This is a genomic window from Mesorhizobium shonense (assembly GCF_040545255.1).
GTDB classification, from domain to species: domain Bacteria; phylum Pseudomonadota; class Alphaproteobacteria; order Rhizobiales; family Rhizobiaceae; genus Mesorhizobium; species Mesorhizobium shonense.
Map to the genome: position 1 here is coordinate 406,688 of NZ_JBEPLM010000005.1, position 20,668 is coordinate 427,355.

Annotated in this window: 16 protein-coding genes; 7 read left to right on the plus strand and 9 right to left on the minus strand. The window is 61.5% G+C overall.

What is annotated here, in order from left to right; genetic code table 11:
• Nucleotides 1-104: 104 nt before the first annotated feature.
• From ABID26_RS16585 to ABID26_RS16605, 5 genes are all read left to right on the plus strand, one after another.
• Nucleotides 105-2,288, plus strand: coding sequence for a type I secretion system permease/ATPase (locus ABID26_RS16585; protein WP_354415970.1), 2,184 nt, complete (start codon nucleotides 105-107; stop codon nucleotides 2,286-2,288).
• A gap of 31 nt (nucleotides 2,289-2,319) precedes the next feature.
• Nucleotides 2,320-3,624, plus strand: a complete 1,305-nt coding sequence (locus tag ABID26_RS16590) for an HlyD family type I secretion periplasmic adaptor subunit (RefSeq protein WP_126099064.1) — start codon at nucleotides 2,320-2,322, stop codon at nucleotides 3,622-3,624.
• 57 nt (nucleotides 3,625-3,681) lie between these two features.
• Nucleotides 3,682-4,632, plus strand: coding sequence for a sulfotransferase family protein (locus ABID26_RS16595; RefSeq protein WP_292298274.1), 951 nt, complete (start codon nucleotides 3,682-3,684; stop codon nucleotides 4,630-4,632).
• 71 nt (nucleotides 4,633-4,703) lie between these two features.
• Entirely contained in the window at nucleotides 4,704-6,209 is a 1,506-nt protein-coding gene (locus ABID26_RS16600) for a lipopolysaccharide biosynthesis protein (RefSeq protein WP_292298272.1), read from the plus strand.
• Between the two features lie 150 nt (nucleotides 6,210-6,359).
• Entirely contained in the window at nucleotides 6,360-8,375 is a 2,016-nt protein-coding gene (locus ABID26_RS16605) for an RTX toxin (RefSeq protein WP_292371256.1), read from the plus strand.
• Between the two features lie 320 nt (nucleotides 8,376-8,695).
• Here the strand turns inward: ABID26_RS16605 and ABID26_RS16610 are convergent, their stop codons facing one another.
• The 6 genes from ABID26_RS16610 to ABID26_RS16635 form a co-directional block, all read right to left on the minus strand.
• Nucleotides 8,696-8,938 carry a hypothetical protein gene (locus ABID26_RS16610; RefSeq protein ID WP_126099062.1) on the minus strand — a complete coding sequence of 81 codons (243 nt, stop codon included), beginning with the start codon at nucleotides 8,936-8,938 and terminating at the stop codon, nucleotides 8,696-8,698.
• Between the two features lie 84 nt (nucleotides 8,939-9,022).
• Entirely contained in the window at nucleotides 9,023-10,018 is a 996-nt protein-coding gene (locus tag ABID26_RS16615) for a nucleotidyltransferase family protein (protein WP_292344655.1), read from the minus strand.
• Nucleotides 10,015-11,166, minus strand: coding sequence for a PqqD family peptide modification chaperone (locus tag ABID26_RS16620; protein ID WP_292371257.1), 1,152 nt, complete (start codon nucleotides 11,164-11,166; stop codon nucleotides 10,015-10,017). Before ABID26_RS16620 ends, ABID26_RS16615 begins: the two co-directional genes overlap by 4 nt.
• Nucleotides 11,167-11,248: 82 nt before the next feature.
• On the minus strand, nucleotides 11,249-12,250 hold the full coding sequence (locus ABID26_RS16625) for a hypothetical protein (protein WP_292344653.1): 1,002 nt from the start codon (nucleotides 12,248-12,250) through the stop codon (nucleotides 11,249-11,251).
• Between the two features lie 8 nt (nucleotides 12,251-12,258).
• On the minus strand, nucleotides 12,259-13,092 hold the full coding sequence (locus ABID26_RS16630) for an AAA family ATPase (RefSeq protein WP_292344652.1): 834 nt from the start codon (nucleotides 13,090-13,092) through the stop codon (nucleotides 12,259-12,261).
• 65 nt (nucleotides 13,093-13,157) lie between these two features.
• Nucleotides 13,158-14,438, minus strand: a complete 1,281-nt coding sequence (locus ABID26_RS16635; protein ID WP_292344651.1) for an O-antigen ligase family protein — start codon at nucleotides 14,436-14,438, stop codon at nucleotides 13,158-13,160.
• Between the two features lie 403 nt (nucleotides 14,439-14,841).
• On the opposite strand from ABID26_RS16635, the gene ABID26_RS16640 reads away from it, so the two are divergent.
• Nucleotides 14,842-15,087 (plus strand): hypothetical protein, encoded by a 246-nt coding sequence (locus tag ABID26_RS16640; RefSeq protein ID WP_292298256.1) that lies wholly within the window; start codon nucleotides 14,842-14,844, stop codon nucleotides 15,085-15,087.
• Nucleotides 15,088-15,206: 119 nt separating this feature from the next.
• Here ABID26_RS16640 and ABID26_RS16645 read toward each other — a convergent pair whose 3' ends face one another.
• Nucleotides 15,207-15,887, minus strand: coding sequence for a sugar transferase (locus tag ABID26_RS16645; protein WP_245460284.1), 681 nt, complete (start codon nucleotides 15,885-15,887; stop codon nucleotides 15,207-15,209).
• A gap of 363 nt (nucleotides 15,888-16,250) precedes the next feature.
• Between ABID26_RS16645 and ABID26_RS16650 the strand changes: the two genes are divergently transcribed.
• On the plus strand, nucleotides 16,251-17,333 hold the full coding sequence (locus ABID26_RS16650) for a hypothetical protein (protein WP_292344650.1): 1,083 nt from the start codon (nucleotides 16,251-16,253) through the stop codon (nucleotides 17,331-17,333).
• 169 nt (nucleotides 17,334-17,502) lie between these two features.
• On the opposite strand, the gene ABID26_RS16655 is transcribed toward ABID26_RS16650, so the two are convergent.
• Both ABID26_RS16655 and ABID26_RS16660 read right to left on the minus strand, forming a co-directional pair.
• Complete coding sequence (locus ABID26_RS16655; RefSeq protein WP_292298245.1) at nucleotides 17,503-18,261, minus strand: helix-turn-helix transcriptional regulator; 759 nt, start codon at nucleotides 18,259-18,261, stop codon at nucleotides 17,503-17,505.
• An 803-nt stretch (nucleotides 18,262-19,064) separates the two neighbouring features.
• Complete coding sequence (locus ABID26_RS16660; protein ID WP_292371258.1) at nucleotides 19,065-20,600, minus strand: FAD-dependent oxidoreductase; 1,536 nt, start codon at nucleotides 20,598-20,600, stop codon at nucleotides 19,065-19,067.
• Nucleotides 20,601-20,668: the final 68 nt, after the last annotated feature.

A 20,668-nucleotide genomic window follows, 5' to 3' on the forward strand; every position in this document is an offset into this window, starting at 1 on the left:
AGCCTGCAGTCGCCGCTCCGCAATGCTCTGGATGAGCTGTGCATTTGATCGGTCTCCGGCCGACTGCACTTAGGGGTTAAGATCTCATCATCGGAACTTTGACAATGACCTTGGGGGCAGCACTGACCGCCTTGGGGAGCCGACTCCACAAGGCGAATTCTGATGCCGCGACGGAACTGAGGCCGCTCAGCCTCCTCCGTGCAACGGTGCGCCGCAAAACGTCTCGTCGCGCCCTGCGCCGCCGGCCCGTCGTCCGGTCGCACATCCCCGGAGCAATCCTGTTCGTCCTCGCCCTTGCGTTGGTTGGAGCCGATCTTTTACCGCGCTTCGTTGATTTCGGCAGGATCTCGCAGGCGCGGCCGTGGACCGATCTCGCGGCCGACTGGCGCCATTTTTCCGATCTGCCTGTATGGCTGGCCGGTCCGGGCGCTCTGCTGGTATTGCTGGCTATCGCGATCCTGGCCTTGCTCGCGGCTGTCGCGCGCTACGCAAGGCGCAAACGGAAGGGCAACTTGCCAGGCGCGTTCGCGAACGCCGGTGCCTCGATCACGGAGCCGGCGCCCGGTTCGGAACTGGCCGATGCATTGCGCTCTTGCCGGGCAGCGTTCGCCGGCGTCGCGCTCTTCAGCGGCGTGAGCAACATCCTCATGCTGACCGGCGCGATGTTCATGTTGCAGGTCTATGACCGCGTGCTGCCGAGCCGCAGCGTACCGACCCTGATAGCCATGGCGATATTGGCCGGCATTCTGTTTGTCGGACAGGCACTGATCGACCTTGCGCGCGGCCGCATCATGATCCGGATCGGCGCCGAGCTGGACGACGCGGTAGGGGGACGCGTCTTCACGGCTGTTTCAAGGCTGCCCCTGTATATCGGCCAGCAGGGCGATGGATTGCAGCCGCAGCGCGATCTCGACGGCATCCGCACATTTCTGTCGAGCCCCGGGCCGGGCACGCTTTTCGACCTCCCGTGGCTTCCTTTTTATCTGGCGATCATCTGGAGCCTTCATCCGACCCTCGGGATCACCGCCACCTGTGGCGCGATCCTGTTGGTGACGCTGACGGCCGCGACCGAGGTCTTTACGCGCAAACCGATAAGCGCCGCGGCTGTGACAGGCGTGCGGCGCAACAGCCTCGCCGAGGCCAGCCGCCGCAACGCGGAGGTGCTTGCGGCGATGGGCATGGGCAACCACCTGCACGACCACTGGCGGGAGGCGAGCCGTGAATATCTGGCGCAACAGCAGCGCGTCAGCGATATCGTGGGCGGCTTTGGCAGCTTCGCCCGCGCCTTGCGGCTGATGCTCCAGTCGGCAATGCTGGGTGTGGGCGCCTGGCTGGTGATCCAGGGCGAGGCGACGTCCGGGATCATCATCGCCGGCTCCATCCTTGCCGGCCGCGCGCTGGCGCCTGTCGATCTCGCCATCGCCCATTGGCGCAACTTCGTGGCCGCGCGTCAGAGCTGGAGCAGGCTGAGCAAGTTGCTCGCCCGATTGCCGCCGGACGCGCAGCCGATGGCACTTCCGGTTCCCGGTGCGAATTTGACGGTGGAGCGCATCGCGATCGGCGCGCCGGGCGCGCAGCGGATCATCGTGCAAGGTGTGGAGTTCAGCCTGGACGCCGGCTCGGTGCTCGGCATCATCGGACCAAGCGGCTCCGGCAAATCGAGCCTCGTTCGTGGGCTGGTCGGCGCGTGGCGACCGCTGGCAGGCCGCATCAAGCTGGACGGCGCCGCACTCGATCAGTGGTCGTCGGAACGCCTTGGCCGCTACATAGGCTACCTGCCCCAAGACGTCGAACTCTTCGCCGGAACCGTTGCCGCCAATATCGCCCGCTTCGATCCCGGACCGGATCCGGAGGCTATTGTTGCCGCCGCCCGCGCGGCGGGTGTCCACCAGCTGATCATCGGTCTTCCCAACGGCTACGAGACGCAGATCGGAGAGGGCGGAACCGCGCTTTCGGCAGGGCAGCGCCAGCGCGTTGCCCTGGCACGCGCGCTCTATCGCGATCCGTTCCTGGTCGTCCTCGACGAGCCCAACTCCAATCTCGACAGCGAAGGCGAAATGGCGCTTGCCGCAGCCATCCTAGGAATCAAGGCCCGCGGCGGCATCGTGGCGATCGTGGCGCATCGGCCGAACATCCTCAGCACCGTGGATTTCCTGCTGCTGATGAAAGAGGGGCAGATGCAGATCTTCGGCACCAGGGAGTGCGTCCTGACGAAGCTCCTGCCGATGCCGCAAGTCAGTGCCGAGGGCCTGCAGCCGGTAGCAAGCGCGCCACAATTGCGGAACTGAACACAGGACTCGGGCAAGCAAGGCGACGGACTTGAAGCGGCCTTCCTCCAACCGGCGTTCCATTCGCCGCAACCTGCTGGGCGGGACAACCGTCGTCGCGCTGCTCGTCGGCGGGGTCGGAGTCTGGGCCGGAACCGCGGACATTTCCGGAGCCATCATTTCGCGTGGCGCGGTAGTTGTCGAGACCAGCGAGAAGAAGGTGCAGCATCCGACCGGCGGCGTTGTCGGCAAGATCTTCGCGCACGACGGCGACCGTGTCCGAGCCGGAGACGTTCTGGTCCAGCTCAGCGACACCATTCCGCGCGCCAGCCTGGCCTATGTGACGAAGAACCTGGACGAGCTTTATGCGCGAAAATCGCGGCTTGAGGCCGAGCGTGACGGCAGTGAGCGGATTGTGCTTGCTCCCGAGCTTGCCGCGCGAGTGAACGACCCCGAGATTGCAGCCACGGTGGCCAGCGAGCAACGTCTATTCGATCTTCGCCGGGTCGAGGTGTCCGGCAACAAGGCACGCTTGCGCGAACGCATCGAGCAACTCGGCAAGCAGATCGAAGGCTACTCGGCCCAGGAATCGGCAAAGGCCAAGGAGATCAAGCTGATCAACGACGAGCTCGTCGACATCCGCAGCCTCGTCGAAATGAAACTCACCCTCAAGTCGAAGCTGACCGAATATGAACGCGAGGCGACACGCATCGAGGGTGAACGGGCGCAACTTGCATCGAGCATGGCGCAGGCGAAAGGGGCCATCGCCGAAGTCGAGCTGCAGGTCCTGCAGCTGGACAAGGAATTTTCCAGCCAGACCGGGAGCGAACTGCGCGATGTCGAAGCCAAGATCGCCGAGTTCGAGGAGAAAAAAGTCGCCGCCGAGGACCAGCTGTCGCGCATCGACATTCGCGCCCCTTCCAGCGGCACGGTTCATCAATCTTCGATCCATACCGTGGGCGGTGTGATCGGCGCAGGGGAGCCGATCATGCTGATCGTACCCGACACCGACACGCTCACCGTCGAGGTGAAGGCCGCTCCGCAGGACATCGACCAGCTCTCGATCGGCCAACGCGCGCTTCTTCGCTTCACCGCCTTCAACGTCCGCACCACGCCCGAAACCGAGGGTGTGGTCTCCATGATCTCGGCCGATGTGACGCGCGATCAGCACACCAATGAAGTCTACTACGTGGTGCGCATCACGCCCGGCCCGAAGGACCTGAAGAAACTCGGTCCTGTCTCGCTCATTCCCGGCATGCCGGTGGAAGCGTTCATCCGGACCGGTGACCGCAAGGTGTTCTCCTACCTGATGAAGCCTTTGACGGACCAGATGATGCGCGCCTTCAGGGACCAGTAGCGGCTTGCCGTGCGGATCGCGCAAATCCTAGTTCATCTTTAGCGACGGAGACTTGTCATGATGACAACCGAGCTGAAACCTCCGATTTTTCTGATTGGCAATTATCGGTCCGGCACCACGATTGCGCAGAAATTGATCGGGCTGCACCCCGACATCGTTACCTGGTACGAGCCAAAAACGGTGTGGCTTTATGCCGACCCGGCGCGGCGTCATGACGAATTTGGCGAAATCGATGCCACGAAAAAAGTCGCTCGTTACATTCGGGGCCGGTTCCTCGAATACCAGTTACGAAATGGCAATCGGCAGATCATGGAAAACACGCCCGCCAATGTCTTGCGCGTGCCGTTTGTCCACGAAATATTTCCTGAAGCCATATTTCTGTATATTACGAGGAATCCATTCTCCTACATAAGCTCGATGGAGCTCAAGTGGCAGCGAGCCAAGTCATTCAAGGGGCTTCTGCGTCTCCTGAAAATGACCCCCGTCACTCAGATTCACTACTATGCCACAGACCTTGCTAAACAGATCATTGCCAAAAGAATATTACGAAGAAAATACACCTCCATCTACGGCCCTCGCTACAACGGGATAGATCGGGACTTGAAGGAGCAAGAAAAACTGACGGTGATCGCGCGCCAATGGGCGCGCGGCAATCGGAAGGCTCGAGAAGATCTCGCGAGGCTGGGCAACAGCCGCGTGCTGTCGTTTCGCTATGAAGATCTTATCCAGGATCCTGAGCTGGTCTTGCGGCGCATCTTTGATCATTGCGGGCTGAACTGCACCGACGACATCGTTCGCACGGCCAAGGAGATGATCGATCCCGGCCGCCAGCAGAAATGGCTGCGCCTGGATCCGAACGAACTGGCGGCGATCATTCCCGAGGTCCAGGATGAGATGGATTTCTACCGCTACGAGATCCCGTCCCTTCTCGTTGAACATGGCTCGCGGCCAACGCGGGCTCCGTTGGCGTTTCATCAAGGCCGTCCGGATATTCCGTCTCCCCGCTGAGCGGTTCCGGGAAAGATGCATGGCCGCCCGCCTGGGTCGGTCGAGTAAGTAACCTGCACGTGGAGATTGGCGTGAGCGACATTCGGCGCGGGCTGGCAAAACGCAGTGTCGTGGGCATGTTCTGGACGGGCCTGTCCATGGGCGCCCTGGCGGTTGCGGAGCTTGTCGCCCTTCTCCTCCTGGCCCGGCTGCTCTCGCCCAACGAGTTCGGCCTTTACTCGGCAGCACTGATCGTCATCAAGTTTTCGGCCATCTTCCAGGGCCTTGGCATTACGCCTGCGATCGTGCAGCGGCCTGTACTGGAGGAGCGGCATCTTCGGGTGGGGTTCACCTTGTCGTGCCTGCTCGGACTTGCCGTGGCCGCGCTGGTATGGGCGATGGCACCTGCAATCGCCAGCCTTCTTCGCCTCCCCGATCTCATTCCAATCGTGCGCGCGATCTGCTTCATCTTTCTTTTCCAGGGAGCTTCCATGGTGGCGTTGGCCTCGGCCCAGCGCGCGTTGCGGTTCCGTTGGCTCGCGCTCGTCGACGCGGTCGCTTTCGCAATCGGTTATGTGGTCGTCGGTCCTGTGCTGGCTTGGCTCGGCTTCGGCATCTGGGCACTTGTCGCAGCGCTCCTGGTCCAGCAGTTGTTCCGCACGATCGTGCTGCTCGCCGGGCAGCGGCACCCGATGCGGCCGTTGCTCGAGCGAAGCGCGATTTTCGAACTGCTCTATTTTGGAAGCGGCTTCACCATTGCGCGGGTCTGCAACTACCTCGCCACTCAGGTGGACAGGCTCGTCGTGGGCCGCTACCTCGGCGCCGATGCGCTCGGCGTCTACGGCTTGTCGTCCCAGCTCATGACGACTCCGGCGGTCATCGTCGGCCAGGTGCTCGATCGCGTGCTGTTCCCCACCATGGCGCTGGTCCAGGAAGAGCCCGTCAGGCTTGCGCGTGCCTATCGCAGCGCGGTCGCCGGTTGTGGCCTGCTTGTCCTGCCGGCCAGCGTGGTTGTGGCGATCGTCGCGCCCGAATTGGTTCGGGTCATTCTCGGACGAGGCTGGGAGGGTGTAGTAGCCCCCCTCCAGATCCTGGCGTTCAGCATGCTGTTCCGCACGAGCTACAAGCTTAGCGACTCCGTCTCGCGGGCAACCGGAACGGTTTACGCACGAGCCTGGCGCCAGGCTGTTTTCACCGTCGGTGTCTTCGTCGGAGCCTTCATAGGGCAATTTTGGGGGGTGGAAGGTGTGGCGTTCGGTGTCGGCCTGGCATTCGGGGCCAACTTCTTCCTCATGGGGCAGTTGAGCCTGCGCGTGACCGGGATGACATGGGCGGATTTCTTCCTGGCGCACTTGCCTGGCCTCGCGCTAGCGGGCGTCGTCGGAACCGGCGTCTGGGCGTTCGTGGAATGGCTTCGCGCCTTCCAGCTGTCTCCTCTTCCGCTGCTCATCGATACGGCATTGCTGGCGTCTGCGGGGGGCCTGCTGTTGTGCTGGCTGCTGCCGTCGCTGTTCCTTGGGCGGGAAGGCCTGTCGCTGCTGCGCTTGCTCGCTGCAGTGGTGCCCGCGTGGCCTAGGATGAAGCAGGCAACAGACTGATCATCGGCGGAACTCGAGATAGGTCCGAGGATCACATTCTTCACGCGCAACGAAATCATCGCCTTGCTCGATCATGGGTCGGCCTGACCCGGGTCGGGCACCTGGAGGTTTCGTTGTTAATCGAGGGGAAATGCGGAAAGGAGATGTATCATGGCTGAACTATTCGAAACGCGGGTGGCGACAGCAGGCGACGATGTCGAGGAGAAAGGCTCCGGTACGATCGGAACCAACACCGGCGACCTGGAACTGGGCTACGACAGCACCACCCGCCAGACCGTCGGCATCCGCTTCACCGGCATCGACATCCCGCAAGGCGCGATCATCACCAGCGCCTACATCCAGTTCCAGGCCAATGAGGTGAAGACCGGCGCGGCCTCGCTGCTGATCCAGGGCGACGACACCGACGACGCCAGTCCCTTCACCAGCACCGCGTTCAACGTCTCGTCGCTGCCCCGGACGACGGCGTCCACCGCCTGGACGCCGGACCCGTGGACCACGATAGGCGAACAGGGTCTGGCCGAGCGCACGCCCGACCTTACGGCTATCGTCCAGGAGATCGTCAACCGCTCGGGCTGGGTGGCGCTCAACGACATGGCCTTCCTGATCACCGGCACCGGCACGCGCACGGCAGATTCATATGAATACAATCCCGCCGGCGCGCCGCTGCTGCACATCGAATATATCTTGCCGGGATCCGGAAATCCGGTGGCTTTCAATACACCCGCCGATAGCAATTCCGCCACCAACCAGATCGCCGAGCTCGCCGCGGCTGGTGCCCCAACCGGAATCACCGCTTCGGCCACGGATCCCGATGCCGGATCGAGCGTCACCTACAGCATCAACGATGCGCGCTTTGCCATCAATTCCAGCACCGGTGTCGTCACGCGCTCGGCCATCGGCACACTCGACTTCGAAACCCAGTCGTCCATCAACCTGACGGTGACGGCGACCTCCTCCGACGGCAGTACCGCCAACAAGATCTTCACCCTCGCCGTCCTCGACAGCCCGGAGCCGGTCGCGTTCAACACGCCGCCCGATGCCAACACCGCGGCCAACCAAATCTCCCAGAACGCCGCCGCAGGCACGGCGGTCGGCATAACCGCCTCGGCCACGGATCCCGATGCCGGTTCGACGGTCACCTACACGATCGACGATACGCGCTTTGCCATCAATGCCAGCACAGGCGTCATCACGCGATCGAGCACCGGCGCGCTCGATGCCCAATCCGAACCGTCAATCAATCTCCACGTGACAGCCAAGTCGTCCGACGGAAGCATCGACATCCACACCTTCACCGTTGACGTCACCGGCGGCAGCGGCCAGTTGCCGACATCGGTGACCTTGGCGCATACCATTCTGACTTCGCAGTGGTCTCCGCCAAGTCCCGATCCAACGGATATCGTCTATATTTCTCATCTCGGCACGCTGCTGGTTGCCGACAGCGAAGTCGATGAAATGTCCATTTTCACCGGCAAGAATCTCTACCAGATGAATCTGAACGGCACCCTGGCGGGTACGCTCACGACCATCAATTTCTCCGATGAGCCGGCCGGGGTCACCTACAATCCGACGAACCACCATCTCTTCTTCTCGGACGATACCGGCACGAAGAGCGTCTACGAGTTGAACCCAGGCAAGGATGGGCTTTACAACACGTCCGACGATATCGTGACCTCATTCAAGACGTCCGCGTTCGGCAGTTCGGATTCGGAGAGTCTTGCCTACGACACAAACCGCGGAGTGCTCTATCTCGAGGATGGCTCAACCCATAGGATTTACACCATCGCTCCGGGCCAGAACGGCAAATTCGACGGCGTCCCAAGCACGGGCGGCGATGATGTCGTGACGAGTTTTTCTGTACAATCGCTCGGAACCCCTTCTGACGGGGGGCTCGCGTATGATCCGGTCCACGACCTGCTTTATGTCATCACGTCACGCAACTCGGTGGCGATGGTGACGCCAACCGGGGATCTGCTGGGCACGCTCGATATCTCCGCCGCTCACGCGAAGAAACCGGCGGGATTGGCGCTGGCGCCGAGCAGCGACGATCCGAGTCATCACATGAGCCTCTACATCGTCGATCGGGGCGTGGACAACGACTCGAACCCGACCGAGAACGACGGCAAGATCTATGAATTCCATTTGAATGACTGGCTGCTCGCCTGACCCGTCAGCTGCGATCTTTCAGGCCCCCGGAGCGCGTCATGCCCGGCTCGAAAGGGCTGGGTCTGGTGGTGCCGAGCCAATGCGCCCCGGACGCGCGAGCGCGGCGCGTTGCAAGCGCGAGCGAGACAAACCGCCGCCGGCAAAAGAAAAGCCCGGATCGCTTGCGGCAGCCTGGCGTGCCGCAAGCGATCCGGGCTTTCAACGTAGAACCAAATAAATAATTAGAGCAGTTCGCCGTTTCCATGAAACGGTGAACTGCTCTGCTCTAAGCCCTATGGCCTCAAAACGCTGTTTTCAGCGATCATGCCGGTCGAAGAGGCTTACGATTGGCCGGGAGGGCCAAGGTGAATATGGTTCGTGTCTCCCCAGCCATTGCCCGGGCGTGATCCTCCCGACTGGGCAATCGCCTTCGAGTTCAGGCTCGTGCCGAGCAGAAGCGTTATCGCCGGCGGGGTCACCGCCGCAAAACGCCCCGCCTTCTTGAGAAAGTCCCGGCGCGCCTGAGACTCTGAAACCAGCGTTTCCGGCTTCCGTTCCGGGCGTTTTGTGCTTTCGGTTGGCATGTCAAATCTCCCCACACGCGTTTCAAGATTTCACGGACTTTACTCTATGCTTCCCGGGACGGAGGTACTAGTTCACCAAAAGGCTTAGATTTTCGCCCTGGGGTTCAAGAGCGTGCGAGCGATGCGCCGCGCAAGATCGGTCGAGCCACGCCGTGCCAGATCATCGGCCTGTGAAAACCGCCGTGCGCCCCACATCAAATTGCCGGCCAGGCGCAACGGAGCGCCGATGATCGGATGGGTCGCCGTGAACACGCGCCTCCAGTGCTGGAAACGGATCATCGGCCGCTGTGCGCATTTTGCCGGAATGTTGGTTCCGAAGAAATGCTGCAGGGCGAGGAGCTGGGTGTCGAGCGCATTGCGGGCGCGCCGATCCGCCATGGATGCCCGCAGCGCCGTCCAGTCCACGTCCTCCCTTTCCGCCAGTCGCGCCAGATCATGAAGGTGCCGCAGATCAATCCTTCCGCGCCAGTAGTCCCCCTCCTTAAGCAGGTCGTGCACGATCCAGTGCAGGGCGCGGGACCGGACAGACGGAATATTCACCCGCAGCCCGTTTCGCCGGACGAGCTTGGGCAGCTCAAAGCCGTTGCCCCTGCTCGGCCGGAGCTCCAGCATTCCGGCGTCCTGCTGCCGGACCATGCCTCGGGCGCCCGCCATCTCGACGTAGCCAAGCTCCTCGAGGCAGCTTCGCGCGACCGCTTCATCGGCCGGTTCCACGGCCAGATCGAGGTCGCTGGTCATCCTGCTGGGGACCCGATCGATCGGGGAAAGGAATAGGGGAACGGCCCCCTTGAGCAGGAGCGGAACGATGCCGCGGCGGTTGAGGGCCGCCACGGCTTCACGCAGTTGGGCTCGCAAGCGCAGATTTCGTTCCCGATTGCAGCCGTGAACGAACCGAAGATACTTGCGTACGTCCCGCGGGAGCCGACTGATCTGGCCGGCCCGCAACAGCGACGAGAACAAGTCCGGCGTGAGCAACGTGCGATTGGCCAGAGCAATCACCGCACGCCAGTCGGCCGCGTCGGCCGGACAGCCGCGAAGCCCCGCGACCAGTGCCTCAAGCGCGTTGCCTCGATGCTTCATCGGCAAGCTTTCGCGATCAGCTCTATTGCATCATCGAGCTTTGAATAGGTCAGGCGGTAGGTCTGCGCCGATCCGATGAGTTGGGTCAGCACGTCGAACGCGGCGCCACTCAGTTCTCGGCCGGGTGCAGACGCGCCGTTGAGCAGGACGCGCAATGCGCTGGCCGGATCGACCGGTTCCAGGCACGCTTTCGCGTCGCGACCTCGACGAAGCTGGATCACACTGCCGATGGGCGCAGGAGAAGGCGGCACGAACTGCCCCGGCACGGCAAACCGAACGCGCCTGCGGTCCGGGCGGCGACAGATTGGGACAGCGTCGATATCGGGGTAATATTCGGCCACAAGCGGCCATGCTCCCGCCTTGACCGCGGGGGCAAACGGAAGCCCCACGCCATGCCCCTTGGCGTCCAGCAGCGTCACGTCATCGGATGCGAAGCCGAACCCTGCATGGATCAATGCCAAGGTCAGCGTTGTCTTGCCCGCGCCCGGATTGCCGCAAAGAAGCACGAGGCGTTCATTGCCGACCAGCGCAGCCGCGTGCAGGGCAAGTTCGTAGGCGCCGTGATCGAGAACCTCGGTCAGCAATTGCCCTTTCAGCATGACGGGCAATTCGTCGCGCGAACAAGACAGGATCCAGTCGCCGTCCCGAAACAGGTGGACCCGTCCCTCGTGTTCAACCACCTGGAGCAGAATGTCGGCAGTCTCTGTTCGGACCTCGAGATGGCGAAATACGGAGACGGCGGGAAAGGCGCAGGCGGCCGGATAGACGATGCGTATGGTAAGGCCCGCAACGGCGACCACCTGGCTCACAGGTTCTTGAGCCGATGATGGAGAGAACGGCGCGCATGGCCGTATCAGGCTCAGTCGCTGCCAGTCCCCAAGCGCTGCCTCGACATGCCTGTTTGCCTCAAGCCTATCGACGCCGCTGCGGGCCATCTCGACCGAGATGGCCTGCGGCGATGTGCCTTCCTCCAGAGAGCGCCAGATGTCGGCAGCAGTATCGTTGACGGCGAAAATTGCCCGCTGGGATGGGCTGAACAAGATGTTTTGCCCCCTGACGCGGGCCAATCGCCCTTGGGTGACAAACCTCGCAGCGTGATCGGCAGAAGCTGGCGACATGGTTTCATCGACCGCCTTGTCCTGTTTCATCGCCTTCCTCTCGTCTACCATGCGGTGACGGTCTAAACTGTCGTTTGCAAAGCTGGCGGCAGCTTGCTGCCGGCGCGATTTCTCACAGCGCTTCGTCGGTGAACCGGGCCACGTCCCGATGCGCTGCGACCCACTGGCGATACGCCTTGTTCCAATATCCGCGGGCATCGGCGCCCGTCAGCACCTTGAACCCGGACGGCGGCAGCGGAAATTTGAACGGAATTGGTTCGTCGGACAGCCACAACAAAGCGTTGTCGCGACTTTCAACCGTCAGCGCCCACGTTCTTTCGAGACGACGCAATCCACGCATGTTTGCCGAAGTCAGCGCGAAAACCGATCCCGTGATCCTCAACCTGGGTGACTGATCGACAGCCTTGATCGGCGCTTGATGTGTGATCTCGCCTTTGGAGAGAAAGGCGTGCATGCGAATGAGGGTTCGGTCGATCCGCACGGTCTCCCCTGTCCCGTCCCGTTCGTTCGACGCAGGATCCACACTGATCCCCGAGAAGCACCCGTCGAACAGGCAATCTTCGACCGTGCCGCTGAGGAGATAATCGTTCTCCACCGCATCATCCCTGACCTCGCTGAGCCAGCACCCTTTGAGGTGAAAGCCGTCGGCCCGCTCGGCCAAGCGGATGCCGTCCCAGCAGCGGCGCACACGAACGCCTTCTATTGTCGCATTGGCGGTTCCGTCCCTGACAAGCAGTGCCGCGCTGTTGCAATAAGTATCCCGCCAGTCGGAGGTCAGCGGCACCTGACCGTCAAAGCGCCCTCCGAGGAAGTGGACGCCGGGGCAGTTGCGGATGACGACCGGATAGCGATTGACCGGCAACGTCCCCTCGTCGCAGCCCATCATCGCGCTGGGATCGCTGTTCCTGCTGTTGGCGACTGTGAAGGAAGCGTTGCGGGCGTCGATCGTCGTTCCGGCTTCGAGATTCCGAATCGATTGTTGCTCGTAGCCGTAGTCACCCGTCAGGACGAGTTGCTTGCCCCTCGGCGTCTGTCCTTCCGCTTGGCACGAGCCCGGCAGCAGAGCGCACACGGGATACAAACCGGCAAGGCCTATGAACGAGCGGCGATCCATCCCCATGCTCATCGATCAGCCGAATCACATGGCCGATGTCGTTCCAGACAGGCCAAAAGCACCGTCTCCAGCGCTCTTTCAGCCACGTCTTCGGGCGACGCCAGTCTTTCCACGTCGACTGACGCCAATACGCCGACGTGATCTTCCGTTCCCATTTCCTTCTCAAGATCGGCCGTCAGCTCATGGCAAGTTCGATCCGCCGCCGACCAGAGATCGAGGTCGCGGCCAGGGGACGCCCTTTGCATTCGCGAGGATTGATCGCCCCTCTTCAGAAGTCGATCCCGCGCCACGCCGGTCTCGGCGCGAAGATGGAGGAAAAGCATGTCATCGACGCCAATGTCAGACAGGATATCAACCCACCTCTCGGAAGTTGCCCGGCGCTTGCTCTTCAAAAATATGGACCAGAAGCCCTGCAGCAATCCCTGATCCATAATGACGATGGCGTTTTGTCTTGGCCTCTCGCTCTGAACGAAGGCAACCAGAACCCACATGTTCCAGATCACCCTGACTGCATCGGCAATCGATGACTGTCCGCTTTCGAGGACGAAGCGGGCTATTCGCATCAGCAGCAAGCGAAACTCACGATCCTTGATTCTTGGGGCGACAATGCCGACCCTGTAGATCTGCCGGCTGATGAAAGTTCTTGTCCCCCACGCCATTCGCACGTCGCCGACCAGCGGGCCGCAACGTCGCAAACCGTTCGCCAACAGACTGGAGGCGGTTGTCTTTCCGACCCCCGGCAGACCAAAGAATTCCACAAATCGGATGTCTGTTTGAAGCGCGCGCGTTCCGACGCTTGGCGGAAGTCTTGCCGCCAGGTCGCGAACCGCGTGCGAGGTCATTGGATTAAAGCGCTAAGGTTGACTCTTGAAGATCAAAGAACCTGAAGAGGCTCTTCCTCTTTTCTTCAATGCTGGAATAGTTGAGGTCCGGTCCCGGCATGCAGCTCTGGCTTCTGGTCGAGCCCGGTCTGCAGTGATCGCTGCATGCCGCGGTAGACCATGAGCAACGCCAGCGGCAACCAGAAGAAAGCCGAGGTTGATGGACCGAAGGAATCGCTCATCTGGTTTGCGACGAGGTAATTCCACACGGCGACCGACGTTCCGAGCACCATCACGTTCACTTCGGTCGCTTGCTCGCCCTTCCCCCTGTCGACCAATGTGTGAAGAACGGAGCTGATCAGATAGGCAACGACCAGCACAACGATAACCGATACCAACGCCAGGCCGGGCACTCCCAGCGTTCTGAAGGCGTCGATGAACAGGTTGTGGCTATGCGGAGCGATGTCGCCCACCCACTGGCCTGCCCCCACTCCCATGAACGGATGCGACAGGCCCAGATCGATCGATATGGACCACAGTTTCTGCCGCGACACGATCGAATGCGCCTCACCTCCGGAAAGCTGAAGTGACAGCAGCCTGTAGGCCCGCGGATTGAGGAACTGCAATGTCGCCAAGCTCAACTGGAACAATATCGGAGCCGCAATGGTCCCGGCGATCACAGTTACTGGGCGCTGCCTCCTTATCACCAGATAGACGCTGTATAGCCCGAAGAACGTGCCGAGACCTGCCACGCCAAGGACGAAGTTTGTCTTTGAGCCCGATTTCACCAAGCCCAAAAGCCCCGCCAGAAGGCAGCCCGAGAGGAGAATCCTGTGCCTTCGAGAAGCGACCAGCTTCGCGGCGACAAGCGGCAGACCGGCCGACAAGGCAATTCCGAGCTGGTTTGCGTGCTTGAAATAGCCCTCCGCCCGATCGGCGAACCGAGCATCGCCCAGCCCGATGGCGACGAGGCAGGATGTCGCGGCAACCATGATGACCATCGCCATCCCGATCCTGTCGATTGCCTCGAAACCCCTGGGCCTCGCGGCGATCACCGCAATCGTCGGAATAATGGCGAAACCAAATACCTGCGCGAAGACCGCGCGCATGGTCCTGATCGGATTGTCTGCATGAAGCGCCGACAGCAGGGACAGAACCATGATGAAAGCAGACATCGTCAGCACGGCAATCGCCAAGCCCGCTTCGGTTCGGTGAAGGCGTTTTGTCGCTTCGGCATAGGGAACGATACTTACCAGGGCGCAGAACAGGGCCAGCAAAAAGGAAAGCGAACCATCCGTCCCGGCGATCCGCGTGGCGCCGGGAAACCATATCGACACGATAAGCAAAAGGATGGATGCCTGCAGCATAGATGGAGACGTCACGCTGAAAGCGCTATGCGGCAACTGTGCGCCGACACTGCTCAGCCCCGCCGAGCAACGTCCAGCGGCCTTTTCGTCCTGATTGGCTGCGCCCGGGAACAGGGCTCCGTGCCACCATTCAAGACATGCTGCCGCACCGCGGGTGAATGTTCCGCGTACTATTCCATAAGCAGCGTAGGCTGAGCGCCTGGACAAGGAAATGAGCGAAAACGCGTCATTCGGAGAAGGTGTCCTACGCCTTTTGTGCAAGCAGCGGAGATGCAGCGATTTCCCGCCACCTGGTTGAGGCCGTCAGGCAGTGCGCCGAGATTGAGAGTTGGTACGGATTCGCAGATGTGGGAGACTTGTGACACGGCACACTTTTGAGTCTTCCACATTATAGGAGATCGCCGTGTTTTGGGGCCTTGTCGCTGTCGGCGCGATTGGCATCTTGCTGGGATTGCGCGTTCGTGCGCCTGCGCTCATCGTCGCGACCGCGGCGACTGTCGTGGTCGGCGCCGTTGCAGGCGGCATTGCCAGCTCGTTTGATTGGCACCGCCTGCTTTCGATCCTGCTTCTCGTTGTCACGCTGCAGTGTGCCTACCTGCTCGGCCTCCTCCTCGGTGTCATGTGGCGTCGGATGCCCCCCGAGCAATGACGGCCGCGGCTGCCATCTCCGTCGCCGCCGGTGCAGGTCCCATTCACCTCTGAGTGCCGCAAGATGCTGCGGTCTCTGCGGCAAGGACATGCATGAAGAAGAATTTGCGATCCGCTTGATCAGGACGCGTGGTCGAATTTCATTACGGCGAAAACGGTCCGCGCAAGAATGACGACATCGGCCCAAATGGACCAGTCTCGCACGTAGCGGCTGTCGATGGAGACGCGGCTGGGATAGTCGATTGCGTCCCTGCCCGTCACCTGCCAGAGGCCGGTCAGCCCCGGCCGGGTTCGGAGATAGTCGATCGCGCAGGCGCCGTAACGTTGCAGTTCGTCCGGGACGACCGGTCGAGGGCCGACACAACTCATTTCGCCGCGCAGCACGTTGATGAGCTGAGGCAACTCGTCCAGGCTTGATTTCCTGAGAATGTGCCCGAGGAACGTGATGCGCGGGTCATTCCTGAATTTCCAGTTCTGCTCCCATTCCTTGGCAGCTTCGGGATTGTTCGCAATATAGTCGGCGAGAACCTGATCGGCGTTGGCGACCATTGTCCTGAACTTGTAGCAGGCGAACCGCTTGCCGTTGAATCCGACCCGGGTGTGCGAGAATATTGCCGGTGAACCGTCGGTCAACAATATCAGTAGAGCAATCGCCAACATGACCGGGGCGGCGAGGACAAGCGCGATCGATGCGACCGTCACGTCCATGATTCTCTTGCGACGCCCCCCCAGCGGGCGATGGTTTTGACCCACGCTGATGCCGGGTCTGCGGGGATTCATGCCAAATGCGCTGATTGTCATGAGTTTCGCCAACGAACGCGGCTGGTTTTCCGCTCCCGATTTCACAGCGGCTGGTCATCCTCGGCAAGAACCGCAAAGGAGGTAGCGCCGCACCCGACCCTGATTACCCGTTAGCCTGATCCGCGCCTTGCAGGCATGATGGCAATAAGCCTTCTGATCGAATGACGTGTCACCAAGCACCCGTTTTCTGCAGTAGCAGTTCGGGCGGGTTCGGCTGTATTGCGGGAGCGACACAGGCCCGCAAAAGGCGTCCGCCGACGCAATGCATGAAAAAGCGTGCGCATCGCGTCCGGACGAGATCCGGCAGGACAGTTTGTTCCGCGTCAGGGATGTGAGCCTATCTGACAGTGGAGACCGCGCAACGTGGCGCCCAGCCTGAAGCCTTCGCCCCGTGATTTCCCTGCAAGGCCGCTTGCTCGTCATGCTGCCGAGATCGACCATGCGGAAGCACTGGCTATTGTGCGCAACCAAATAGCCTCGCTCGATCTCGATCTCTCTGGCCTCACCGTGGTCGTTGGCGCTTCGACAGGATACCATGCGGTGACAGCGACAGCCGCGGCGCTCGCCAATGCCGACCGCGTCATTGCGCTCGCTCGCATATCCGCCAGACATCCGAACCTGGCGGCGGCCGCAGACTCGACATTGGCATTCAGCAAATACGCCAAGGTCTCCGCGCGCGTGGAAGTCACACACCGCATCGACAGCCGCAAATGGCAGGACGTGGACGTCCTCACGAACTGTCCGCAGGTCGCGCCGATTTCGAGATCGCTTATCGAACTCTTGCCCTCGCGAGCGGTCGTTTCGCTGATGGCTGAACCCTGGGAGCTTTGGCCAGGCGCTGTCGATTTCGACGCCTGCGACGAGGCCGGCATCAAAGTTGCGGCTCCCAATCTCGCCCATCCGGCCATAGACCTGCTGCCGGAATTCGCGCGGCTGTGCTGCGCCTTTCTTGGTGACGCCGGCGTCGATCAGCGTGGCGCCAGGGTCGCAATCGTCTGCGACACGCCTTGTGCGCCGTTCCTCGAGCATATGCTGCGCGAAGGCGGAGCGAGGGTAGGTGTTTTTTCGCACCCGGCACTCCTGAGCGACGACGCATGGGATGTGATCGTCGTCGCTATGCGACCCTCCGACAAACCACCAATGGACATCAACTGCCTCGGCCGTATCGCCCGGAACTCGCGCCATGCGCTGCTGTTGCAGTTCAGTGGCGGAATCGATCGCTCGGCCGCCAGCTATTTCGGTCTCGGGGTTTGGCCGCCGAAGCGGCCCGCCCGTGGTCAGCTAGGCCTGCCGCTCGACCTACTCGGAGCCGCTCCGGTGATCCGCAGACTGACGGGAGGGCTGAAAGCCGCCGAAGCTGCATATCGCAACGCGGAGTTGGGCGAAGACAGTGTTGGATTTCTGGTGAAGGCAGGACCCGAGACGGTTGGCCGGAAACGTGCCTGAACAGTCGCCCGAACGTATCCGTTTCGCCAAAGGCCCCAAGCTGGCGCCCAACTTTCCTGACTCCCGGATCTGAGCCGCGGCCTCACAGAAACCCGCAGCTCCGATCCGAGGCAAAGGTGCCCAGCAGTCGTACCGTCGGACCCGCTAGGCAGAGACCGGTCGAGGAGCTTCAAAGCATCATCTGTCTGAGCTTGTAGGCTACCTCCGTGCGGTTCGTAGCCTTCAGTTTCTTCATGATGTTGCGGATATGGACCTTGACGGTGCTCTCGCAGAGATTGAGCTCGTAGGCAATTATCTTGTTCGCCTTGCCTTTCCTCAGCGCCTCCACAACCGCCGCCTCTCGTGCGGTGAACATGCCGGTAAGCGGGCGGGCGCCGTTTGCTGTCGAATGGATGATCTCGCGAAGCGCCAACACGCAGCTGGCGGGCACAAAGATGCCTCCGGCGCGAGCCAGGCCGATGGCCTCGGCGGCGACCTTCACCTTCACGCTTGTGGGAATGTAGCCTCGGGCGCCGCATTCAAGAGCCGCCAGGATTTCCCCCGGCTCATCGGAATCCACCACGACAATTACAGGTACCGTGCCAACCTCGCCAATGAAATGCACGAGCTCCGCCCGAACGCTTTGATCGGTAACCTTTCTGGCCCCCAGGATGACGAGGATCGCGGATGGCTCCGCCTCGCCGTCACTATGCTGGATCTCGTCAAGCGATCCCACCGCGCTGACGCGCAAAGCGGGATTGTGTTCGATAAGGCCACGAGCAAGGCATTCGCGCTCAAGTGCCCGCTTGTCGACAATTACAACCAGGCCTTCGCTTGGCTGTCCTTCTTCAGCATCGGACCTGTTAAGGCCGGTAGCGCTCGGCAGATGCCCATTTGGTACCGGTCCTGTTGCGTCGCTCCAAAAATCGGAAATCTGAGGATGTCCCATCGCCTTTTACTCCTCTCCGCCGCCGACCTTGCTTTCTCCCTTTTTGTATTTGCTCCCTCGCAAAGCCATGTCGAAGGCATGAACTGATACGCTCGTCTACCCGTGTGGCAGGCTGCCTAAATGTTGACTGGGGATTCTGGGAGTAGAGCACACGCCATCGCAACGTCCGGACGTATGGCACCCCCGCTCCATTGAGGTAACTCAGCCTGAGAGGCATACTACGATGCTGTGGAAAACGCGCATTAATCCCGGTTAACAATTTGGTAATTATATCTTAGGTGGCTAATATGCCCGAAAGGATTACAATCTGAAGTTGTGCATACATAAAGAAACACCAAAAAGACGAACGCGAGATCGCCACGGGCCGAGTGCGGAACCTTGCGATTTGGAGGAAACGGAGCCACAATTTTTGAAAGCTTATTGACCTCGGCTGTCAGTGCCCCCACCCAACCCCTGCAGTCGAGGTTCCTTTTTTGGCCGTACGCGGCGTTGCCCGGACGGGCAAAAATGGCGGGGAGCACCGGCGAGCGGATAGCTCGCTACGATCGGACCTCCTGCTACCGACCGCCTTTCGGCTGATAGCTTGTCTATGCCGTGGATCAGGTGTTCATGCGCTCAACCGTGGTCAGCAAGCCTCGATTAATGCATGTCGCCAGTGTGCAGCGGTTTTGGGAGAACGACATGCATCAAAACAAAGATTTAAAGCATGTCGCCCAGAAGTGTGCAGCGGTTCTGGGGCAACGACATGCATCAAAACAAAGATTTAAAGCGCGTCGCCTGAATCCGTTTCGACGCGGCGCGCCTTAGACAGGCACTGCGCGCTCCATGGCCAGTTCGGCTTCCAGGCTCTCGACATCCCGGAAGATCGAGGCGGCAGCCAACGTGCGCCCTCCCCTCTTGAAACGCAGCAGGCAGTCCCTGGCGGCGATGTCGCCCTCGACCACGATCTCTTCCCATCGTTCGGCATGAGCGACATAGTTGATCGGGACGTCGTAATGCTGGCTCCAGAAGAACGGGACTGCAACGTACTTCTCGCGGTATCCGAGCATGTTGAGCGCCGCGGCCTGCCCCTGTCTCTCAGCAACCACCCAATGTTCGACCCGGATATTCTCGCCGCTGTGGGGATCGGGCCACCGCGCGATGTCGCCGGCAGCGAAAATCCCTGGCTCGCTCGTTTCCAGGAAAGCGTCAACGGCGACGCCGCGGTCAACGACCAGCCCTGCCTTCTCGGCAAGCCCGGTGCGCGGCCGCACACCAATGCCGGCGACGACGAGATCCGCCGCCAGAGTACTGCCGCCGCTCAGTCTCACCGTCCCGCCCTCGATGCTGCCTAAGGTTTGCTCGAGATGGAACACGACGCCCTGCTCTTCATGCAGGGCGCGGATGAAGTCGCTCATCTGCGGACCCAGGATACGCTCCATGGGCCGCTTCTCCGGCGCCACGACATGGACGTCGATAGCGCGCGCACGCAAAGAAGCGGCAACCTCGAGCCCGATGAAACTGGCGCCAAGCACGACCGCACGACGTGCGGTGGCAGCTCGCGCGATGATCTCCCTGCAGTCCGCGAACGAACGCAACGTGCGGACATGCGGCTGGCCGGCGCCGGGGACGGCCAAGCGAACGGGTTCGGCCCCGGTCGCAAGCAGCAGCCTGTCATAGGGAATCCTGCCCCCATCCGCGAGGATGACCTGCCGCGCACGGGCGTCGACATGCATGGCTTCCGTGTTGAGCCGCAGGTCGATGTTGTTCTTGGAATAGAATTTTTCGCCGCGGAGCGGGATCCAATCCTCAGGGGCTTTTCCGGCGAGGTAGTCCTTGGAGAGGTTTGGCCGGTCGACGGGCGGCGATTGGTCGTTGCTGAGCATTACGATGCTGCCTTGGAACCGCTCCCGGCGCAGCATTTCGGCCGCTGCGAACCCCGCCGCGCCGCCGCCTATGATGACGATTTTCTCAGGCACCTGGCCGGAGCCCCCGGAGCGCGGTTTCGGAGCCGTCCGTTTCAGTTTCTCGCCGACGAATATGCGGCCGTCCCGCTGTTCGACCGCCCAGCAGGCAAGAGGATTGAGCGCAGGGGCGCGCAACGCTTCGCCCGTCCGCAGATCGAAGCAGGCATGGTGCCAGGGACAGCGGACGGTATCATCCGCGACAAGGCCATCGACGAGCGGCCCGCCGTAATGCGTGCATGTCGCACTGACCGCGAACACGTCGGTTCCGCGGCGCACCAGCAGCACCTGGTCGTCGCCACATCGGCCGGCCAGCTTGCCGCCGTCAGGAAGGTCCGCGAGCGCGATGCCCTGAATCAGATCCGGTCCGGTCGACTTGCCTTGGTCCTGGGCCATTGCCTTCTCCCGCGGCGATAGGCTCGGAATTCAACGGCAGTTTCTCGCCATTGGGGACATCCTGCAAA

What these genes read in the sequence shown, in the direction of transcription:
- ABID26_RS16585 (WP_354415970.1), top strand. Translation starts at nt 105, where the DNA reads ATGACCTTGGGGGCAGCACTGACCGCCTTGGGGAGCCGACTCCACAAG.
- ABID26_RS16595 (WP_292298274.1), top strand. Translation starts at nt 3,682, where the DNA reads ATGATGACAACCGAGCTGAAACCTCCGATTTTTCTGATTGGCAATTAT.
- ABID26_RS16605 (WP_292371256.1), top strand. Translation starts at nt 6,360, where the DNA reads ATGGCTGAACTATTCGAAACGCGGGTGGCGACAGCAGGCGACGATGTC.
- ABID26_RS16610 (WP_126099062.1), bottom strand. Translation starts at nt 8,938, where the DNA reads ATGCCAACCGAAAGCACAAAACGCCCGGAACGGAAGCCGGAAACGCTG.
- ABID26_RS16615 (WP_292344655.1), bottom strand. Translation starts at nt 10,018, where the DNA reads ATGAAGCATCGAGGCAACGCGCTTGAGGCACTGGTCGCGGGGCTTCGC.
- ABID26_RS16620 (WP_292371257.1), bottom strand. Translation starts at nt 11,166, where the DNA reads ATGAAACAGGACAAGGCGGTCGATGAAACCATGTCGCCAGCTTCTGCC.
- ABID26_RS16625 (WP_292344653.1), bottom strand. Translation starts at nt 12,250, where the DNA reads ATGGATCGCCGCTCGTTCATAGGCCTTGCCGGTTTGTATCCCGTGTGC.
- ABID26_RS16630 (WP_292344652.1), bottom strand. Translation starts at nt 13,092, where the DNA reads ATGACCTCGCACGCGGTTCGCGACCTGGCGGCAAGACTTCCGCCAAGC.
- ABID26_RS16635 (WP_292344651.1), bottom strand. Translation starts at nt 14,438, where the DNA reads ATGCTGCAGGCATCCATCCTTTTGCTTATCGTGTCGATATGGTTTCCC.
- ABID26_RS16645 (WP_245460284.1), bottom strand. Translation starts at nt 15,887, where the DNA reads ATGACAATCAGCGCATTTGGCATGAATCCCCGCAGACCCGGCATCAGC.
- ABID26_RS16655 (WP_292298245.1), bottom strand. Translation starts at nt 18,261, where the DNA reads ATGGGACATCCTCAGATTTCCGATTTTTGGAGCGACGCAACAGGACCG.
- ABID26_RS16660 (WP_292371258.1), bottom strand. Translation starts at nt 20,600, where the DNA reads ATGGCCCAGGACCAAGGCAAGTCGACCGGACCGGATCTGATTCAGGGC.